Consider the following 7158-nt stretch of genomic DNA (forward strand, 5'->3'; position numbering starts at 1 on the left):
CAGCGGAGGCGCCAAAGTATGCCGTTAATAATTGAGCGATTATGCTCCGGACGGCATCCGCGTCCCCGGTTCGCAGCCTCAATCGGCAGCAAGCCCTTCAAAACACGCCACTCCGCCTCACTCAGATCACCTCGGCCCAAACCCGCCAAAAGGAAGCCTTGAATCAACCCCTTCGCGCTGCGTCAACCAATTCGTCCACGCCGCCTAGCGTACCAAGTCAACGCTTGAGGTGGTATTTGGTCTAGGACGCATGTTCCAACGAAGGGCGGCTCTGAGAGTTGATGGTGATGGATACTCGATTGATCGTTGAAGGGACATTAGGCTACGAAATTGTTAGACCCATACTAAGCTGTCAGGTTGCGAGACGTCATTGGGATGGTGTGGCGTGGGCAATACTGCGTTACGCTCCATGGTTTTTTCCATTTTCAGGGAGACCAAATGATGCTTCATATCCACCTGCAGGCACGCACGACACCGGCCGTCTGGGGTAACTTGCCCGCTCACCGGAACCGACATCCGTGATGGCTAGATGCTACGGGATCAGCCATGAAACGGTCGCAAGTGGCGCAGGTGTGGTTCAGATTCCTGCTAGGACCGCAGCGGCCGTCCCCTGAAACTGGTCTGGAAAGCCTGAGAGGAGGGGCGTGCTATTGTCTGTCAACTCCAGCGTTCGACTGGCTTTGGCCTGGATGATCCGACCTTCGTCGTGCGGCATTCCTGCCACACCTGAAACGGGACAATATCTGGCGTATTCTGAAAGATGCCAGATTGAACAAGCTGTCTCCTGCTCCAAAGGCCGGACCTGTGCGTGGATTTGGAAAGTTCCAGCATGTGGGGGCGACCCGCTCCAGTCAAATTGTTTGTCCGAGATTGCCGCCGACGTCGGAAAATTTTGCTGCAGAAACGGTAAGCTTTTCCGTTTGAAGATTTTCTGCCGAGAAGTGTTTAGTGTGTGGTATTTGCATTTCTTCGCATAGCCTGCGGCGGCTCGTGAAACTCACGTACGAATGCACGCCGCATCCGCTCAGGATCGTGGAAGCCGGTCATGGTAGCGATGGCTTCGATAGGGATCGTGGAGCACTCGACACGCTCCCGTGCGGCTTCCAGGCGTAGTCGTTCGACCGCTCTGGCTGGGCTCATTCCCACGGCTGTCCGAAAACTGCGCGAAAAGTTCCGAGGGCTCATACCTGCCTGATTAGCAAGAGTTTCCACGGTTAGACGCTCTTGAAGGTTTGATCGGATCCATCCTAGAAGCCCGGAAAAGCGTTCCTGAGTGCTTTCCATCTCGAGAAGGGCAGAGAATTGGGACTGCCCGCCGGGACGGTGATAGAAAACTACCATCTGCTTCGCTGTGCGACGTCCAATATCCGCACCAAGATCTTCGCTCACCAGAGAAAGGGCCATGTCAATGCCTGCGCTGATACCAGCAGAAGTCCAGATCAGACCATCATGAACATGAATGGCATCTGCCAAAACTTGGACTTTAGGAAACTGTTCTGCCATGGCGTTGGCCTGTTGCCAGTGCGTGGTCACACGGCGTCCATCGAGCAGGCCTGAAGCTGCCAGTAGGAACGCCCCTGTACACACGCTGCATATCCGTCGTGCAGTGTTGGCTTGATGACGTATAAATATCTGCAATTCCGGGCAAGTCATGGCTTGTTTGTGACCTTCTCCTCCGACCACGACAAGCGTATCAAAGGGTACTGCTGCCGCAAGTGGAACGGTCTCAATGACCATCCCCGAAGAAGAGCGAACCTTGCCGCCATATTGGGACAGGGGCGTCATCTCATATGGAGTGCCACCAAATGCACCGGCGATCTCGAAAACGGCCATTACTCCGGCAGCGTCGAGCAACTGGAAGTCTGGATAGAGAAGAACACCGATCTGTTTAGGCATGTCTTAAAATGAGGGATCATTGTCCTTTCGTCAAATGCTCTTTTGGAAAATACTGACAGGCATCGGATCCACTCTTAATTCATTGTAGAACCACAAATGGAATTTCAAATGGCCCGCCCTCCCTATCCTCCTTTCAATGCTGAAACTGCTGTTCAAAAAGTTCGCCTCGCTGAGGACGCATGGAACAGTCAGGATCCCGAAAAAGTGGCGCAGGCCTATACACTTGATAGCCAGTGGCGCAATCGCTTGGAATTCATCAATGGACGACAGGAAATCGTCACCTTTCTCACGCGGAAATGGGAGCGCGAACGGGATTACCGGCTCATCAAGGAACTCTGGGCTTTTCAGGACAACCGGATTGCTGTTCGTTTCGCTTATGAATGGCAGGATCAGGCCGGGCAGTGGTTCAGGTCTCATGGAAATGAAAACTGGGAGTTCGATGGAGATGGCTTGATGCGTTACCGCATTGCGTCAATCAACGACCAACCTATTTCAGCAACTGACCGCCTATTCCTCTGGCCGGAAGGACCGCGTCCGGGTAGCCATATAGGCCTTTCATCGTTGGGATTGTAACGGTCCGGCATTGCGTCCTTATGGCGTGGACTTGAACGTCTTGCATCCAATTCCTTAACATCTCCATTAGATAGCATGATGTTGGCAACTGTGACGTTCTGTGCCAGCGTCTCGAATGTTATGTCTCCCACTTCAAGCACTAGCGCTACAGTTGCGGTTCATTTTGTTCTTTAATTGTTTATGGTTTCAATGCTTATCGGAAGGCTCGAATTTCGGGTGATCTGCTTCTCGAAAGGCCCTAAATTCTTTATGCTTCTGGCTCGAAAAATAAATTGCAACTTTAGTGCTAGGTTCAGGATCTATTAACTTATTGGACTGAACGATCTATTGTGATTCACGGGCTTGCCAATCGAGGGGGAGTCTGTGAGTGACGTGTTTTTTCTTTCTGATAGGGGTGGTTTGCGTAATCCGTAACAGTCTTCAGTGGAAAGATATGCAGAAAGCCTATCGTTAGCGTAAGACTTACCATCATGTCCGCGATCCATATCGTTGCAGCCTTCATCTTTTATCTCAAACAATGTGTCCTGAGCCTAAAAGAGGCCAACTGAACTCTCAGTCTGGTGCCGACTAAAAATTGGGGAATTACCGATGTCTTTGCTTAGCTCGTCATTCCTATGAGACAAGCGGATTTATCCTCTTTCACCAATCAGGACATCAAGCAAGGCGCCAACTGAATCTGTAACACGCCTCTGAGTAAACAGCGGAATAATCCGTTTCTTGGCTGCATGAAGCCCAGATGCCCACAGGCTCAGCGTCTCTTCAACTTATGAACCACTGTTTATAAAATCCTGAATCATTGTTGCCCATAGATTCAGAACTCATCAACAAATGCAAATGTGGCGCTAAATCAGAAGCCGATCATGGCATCACCCCCGAAGGTGAACATGCCGTTGTTACGACCGTCGTTGAAGACATGGGTGTTGTTGAGTGAGCGGTCAAAGCGGATTTCAGGCCGCAGGGCGAACACGTGCACATGCTTGCCCAGATCAGGGTGGTAGTTGATGCCCAGCGTCAGTTCGCCATAAATGGTGCCACGATCACTGGCCTGGCCACCGTTTGGATATGTTGTGTAACCGCGGCCCGCGATGGCGTTCATATATGAGTTATCGCCAGTAAAGGTCGTAACCATCAGATTGTTGTTATCGCGGTAGAGTTCGCCACGATAATTGAAGGTCACGCTGGGGCTGACGACATAGCTCAGGAAGGTGACAACGCTCCAGGCATCTGCCGATTTGAGGGGGCCGTTGGAACCATACGGTGTGCGCGTACCCTGATCATGCAGGTAGTTGAACTCCGCCGTTACACTCAGGCGGTCATTGACCTGCAGGGTCGCGTTGATGTCGTTCCAGAAGCGTTCAGCCTGATTGGACACGCGCCCTGTATAGCCATAACCAGCAACCGTGCTCGTGGGGTTTTCCGGGCCGACACGGCTCAGTTCAACAATCTTCAGCTTACCGCCCAGAAGGTTGTTGAGGTTGATGCCGAAATACCCGGCAGGACGGGAGTTATTGTCAGACGAGCCAAACGTGACCTGATTGCCGGTGTCGATCCCGAAGGTGACATCCACGGTCTTGTTGACATGCCAGTTGAACATGGCGCCCACATGCTCGAAAGGCACGGAATACTGGGATGTATATGCCAGCGTATAGAAGGGGCGTGCCGTCGGGTCCATGACTTCCACACCCATGGGAGCCTGAAGGATACCGACCTGCATGTCCAGACCGCCATCCGTGGCCCAGGGCAGATGCACATCAACATGGGCCTGCGCGGGAATGAGCTGGTAACGGGCGTTCCATTCCTGATCGCTGATGCCGACAAGGTGGTAATAACGCGAGTCCGAACCGTAGATGCCCTGCAGGGTGAAGCCGACCTGATATTCGCTGGCATCGCCTGTGTTGGCTTTTTGCAGCGTCAGCACCACCTGATTAAGCTGCGCCTGATTGGCGTGGTCAGCAAAGAAGTTGCCGTAGTTATAACCATCGGTGGGGCGGGCCGGGTTGGCCATAATGCCACCATCAATCAGTCCGGTCAGGGTAATATCAGACAGCCAGTGTGAAAAGCCCTCGCTTTTGGTTGCGGTTGTCGCAAACGGGTGCCATTCGGCATGAGCCGGTGTGGCGGCCTGTGAAGCGACGAAGGATGCGAGGGTAAGCGCGGAAAAACCGGCCAGTTTTCTGCGGGTAAGGGCCATACGGTCAGTATCCTTGATAATTATTTGTTGAAAGTTATGTCTTGGAGCTAGTTCTCTAAGTGGCATCCAGACAAGATGAAAGAACAAGAAAACTTCTATTTTCTGATGAATTCCTATGACTTTCCTATAAAAATTGCTGCAGTATTATCTGTCATTCCTATGCGGTCCAGCACGATACTTCGAGAAGCACATAAGGAGCATTCTCGCATGCTGGATATTCTGTATCTCGCTCTTGGAGTGTGTGGCTTCGGCATATGCGTTGCCTACATTTCCATTTGCACGAGGGTCTGATCATGACCTTTGAACTCATCATGGCCAGCGTCGTCACGTGTGGCCTGCTAGCCTATATGACGGCGGTTCTCCTGCGACCGGAGAAATTCTGACAATGTCATTCTATGGCTGGGTCACCATCATGGCATTCCTCATCTGCGTTGTTGCGATGACGAGGCCGCTTGGTGGTTTCCTCAAACGTGTTCTCGAAGGAGAACAACATGTTCTTGGACGGTTCTTTGGCCCCGTCGAGCGCGGCATCTATCGTGTCGCGGGCATACAGGCCGATCGGGAGCAGTCGTGGTCACAATACACTCTCGCAATTATTGTTTTCAAGATCATCTGTTTTGTGGTGGTTTACGCTCTGCTTCGCCTTCAAGGTGCATTGCCACTCAATCCTAACGGCATGGGAGCGGTTGCACCCGATCTTGCCTATAATACGGCTATCAGTTTCTTGACGAATACAAACTGGCAGAGCTATGGCGGCGAGACGAGCATGAGCTACCTCAGCCAGATGTTGGCCCTGACAGTGCAGAATTTCGTGTCGGCAGCAGCAGGTATTGCGATCGCGGCGGCTGTTATCCGTGGTTTTACACGCCGGAGCGCCTCATCGATCGGTAATTTTTGGGCGGATCTCGTGCGGACGACGCTTTATGTCCTTTTGCCGATCTGTGTAATCCTGACCCTGTTCTTCGTAGTGGAAGGTGTTCCGCAGACTCTGGCCGGTTCTGTTACCGCCCTGACGGTCGAGGGTGCGCACCAGACAATTGCGCTCGGTCCCGTTGCTTCCCAGGAAGCAATCAAGATGCTTGGCACCAATGGAGGCGGCTTCTTCAACGTCAATTCGGCCCATCCATTCGAAAATCCGAACGCGCTGACGAATTTTGTGCAGATGCTCGCCATTTTTGCTCTGGGTGCAGGGTTGACCAACATGTTTGGACGCATGGTCGGCAAAGAGCGTCAGGGATGGGCAATATTCTCCGCGATGGCCGCATTGTTTCTTACCGGCGCCGCTGTGACCTACTGGTCTGAAGCCCATGCTAATCCTCTGCTGCATGCGCTCGGAATTGATCCTTCTCTGGGTAATATGGAAGGGAAGGAAACGCGTTTTGGCATTATAGGATCAGCACTCTTCGCAACTGTAACAACCGATGCGTCCTGCGGTGCCGTCAACGCCATGCACGAGAGTTTTCTGCCACTGGGTGGAATGGTGCCGCTCGTGAATATGATGCTGGGTGAAGTAATCTTCGGCGGTGTCGGTTCAGGTCTTTATGGTTTCCTGCTGTTTGCCATCATTGCCGTTTTCATGGCGGGATTGATGGTCGGACGCACGCCGGAATATCTGGGCAAGAAAATTGAGGCGCGCGAGATCAAAATGACGATGTTGGCAGTCCTATGTCTGCCTTTGGTTATGCTTGGTTTCACCGCGCTCGCCGTTGTCGTGCCGTCGGGCCTGTCTGCTCTGTCGGCCAGTGGTCCGCACGGTTTTACCGAGGCACTCTACGCATACACGTCGGCGGCGGCGAATAACGGTAGCGCGTTCTCCGGCTTGACGGCGAATACGTTTTGGAACGTGACGCTCGGTATTGGCATGATGGCAGGCCGTTTCTTCGTCATCATTCCAGTGCTAGCCATCGCAGGGGCAATGGCTGCGAAGAAAACGGCAGCTCCCACGCCGGGCACGTTCCCGACAGATACCGGTCTTTTCATAGCCCTCGTGATAGGCGTGATCCTGATCGTGGGTGGTCTCACCTTCCTTCCTGCACTCGCTCTCGGGCCGATCGTCGAGCATCTTACGATGCTGCGCGGCACCCTGTTCTAAGAGGCGCACCGTTCATGGTATTCCATTTACCTCATTCCGAAGCTACGCATGGCGGTCGGCAGCCGGAACATCGTAGTCAGGGCAGCCTGATGCAGACGTCGCTTTTGCTGCCTGCTATCAGAGAGAGCTTTCGCAAGCTCGATCCACGCGTCATGTGGCGTAACCCGGTCATGTTTGTCGTGGAGGTCGTCACCATTCTGACGACCGTCCTGCTCATACGGGACATAGTCGCCGGGGGAACACATCTCGGCTTTGCGATCCAGATCAATCTCTGGCTCTGGTTTACGCTCCTCTTCGCTAATTTCGCCGAAGCCGTGGCGGAAGGGCGCGGTAAGGCGCAGGCCGACAGTTTGAACTGCCCCGGGTTTACCGGAGAGCGATTTGTTCAGTAATCAGGCAGCGATAT

Annotated in this window: 6 protein-coding genes; 4 read left to right on the plus strand and 2 right to left on the minus strand. The window is 53.0% G+C overall.

The window, feature by feature from the left end; translation table 11 throughout:
* Positions 1–945: 945 nt before the first annotated feature.
* Positions 946–1896 (minus strand): GlxA family transcriptional regulator, encoded by a 951-nt coding sequence (locus ABF979_RS15725; protein ID WP_415441214.1) that lies wholly within the window; start codon positions 1894–1896, stop codon positions 946–948.
* Positions 1897–2004: 108 nt separating this feature from the next.
* Between ABF979_RS15725 and ABF979_RS15730 the strand changes: the two genes are divergently transcribed.
* Complete coding sequence (locus tag ABF979_RS15730; RefSeq protein ID WP_415560654.1) at positions 2005–2469, plus strand: DUF1348 family protein; 465 nt, start codon at positions 2005–2007, stop codon at positions 2467–2469.
* A gap of 847 nt (positions 2470–3316) precedes the next feature.
* On the opposite strand, the gene ABF979_RS15735 is transcribed toward ABF979_RS15730, so the two are convergent.
* The gene (locus ABF979_RS15735) at positions 3317–4660 is read right to left on the minus strand and encodes an outer membrane beta-barrel protein (protein WP_415560655.1); all 1344 of its coding nucleotides are present in this window, start codon (positions 4658–4660) and stop codon (positions 3317–3319) included.
* A 311-nt stretch (positions 4661–4971) separates the two neighbouring features.
* Here ABF979_RS15735 and ABF979_RS15740 point away from each other — a divergent pair, with 311 nt between their 5' ends.
* The 3 genes from ABF979_RS15740 to ABF979_RS15750 are packed head-to-tail and all read left to right on the plus strand — an operon-like array spanning position 4972 to position 7144.
* A complete protein-coding gene (locus tag ABF979_RS15740) occupies positions 4972–5043 on the plus strand; it encodes a potassium-transporting ATPase subunit F (protein WP_415560658.1) in 72 nt (23 codons plus the stop codon).
* A 2-nt stretch (positions 5044–5045) separates the two neighbouring features.
* On the plus strand, positions 5046–6752 hold the full coding sequence (gene kdpA / locus ABF979_RS15745) for a potassium-transporting ATPase subunit KdpA (protein WP_415560656.1): 1707 nt from the start codon (positions 5046–5048) through the stop codon (positions 6750–6752).
* 14 nt (positions 6753–6766) lie between these two features.
* On the plus strand, positions 6767–7144 hold the full coding sequence (locus ABF979_RS15750) for a hypothetical protein (protein WP_415560657.1): 378 nt from the start codon (positions 6767–6769) through the stop codon (positions 7142–7144).
* Positions 7145–7158 lie beyond the last annotated feature (14 nt).

The organism is Gluconobacter sp., from assembly GCF_047723935.1.
In the GTDB taxonomy this organism is placed as follows: domain Bacteria; phylum Pseudomonadota; class Alphaproteobacteria; order Acetobacterales; family Acetobacteraceae; genus Gluconobacter.

Excerpts from the sequence above, each read along its gene's own strand:
- ABF979_RS15725 (WP_415441214.1), bottom strand. The coding sequence starts at position 1,896 with ATGCCTAAACAGATCGGTGTTCTTCTCTATCCAGACTTCCAGTTGCTC.
- ABF979_RS15730 (WP_415560654.1), top strand. The coding sequence starts at position 2,005 with ATGGCCCGCCCTCCCTATCCTCCTTTCAATGCTGAAACTGCTGTTCAA.
- ABF979_RS15735 (WP_415560655.1), bottom strand. The coding sequence starts at position 4,660 with ATGGCCCTTACCCGCAGAAAACTGGCCGGTTTTTCCGCGCTTACCCTC.
- kdpA (WP_415560656.1), top strand. The coding sequence starts at position 5,046 with ATGTCATTCTATGGCTGGGTCACCATCATGGCATTCCTCATCTGCGTT.
- ABF979_RS15750 (WP_415560657.1), top strand. The coding sequence starts at position 6,767 with ATGGTATTCCATTTACCTCATTCCGAAGCTACGCATGGCGGTCGGCAG.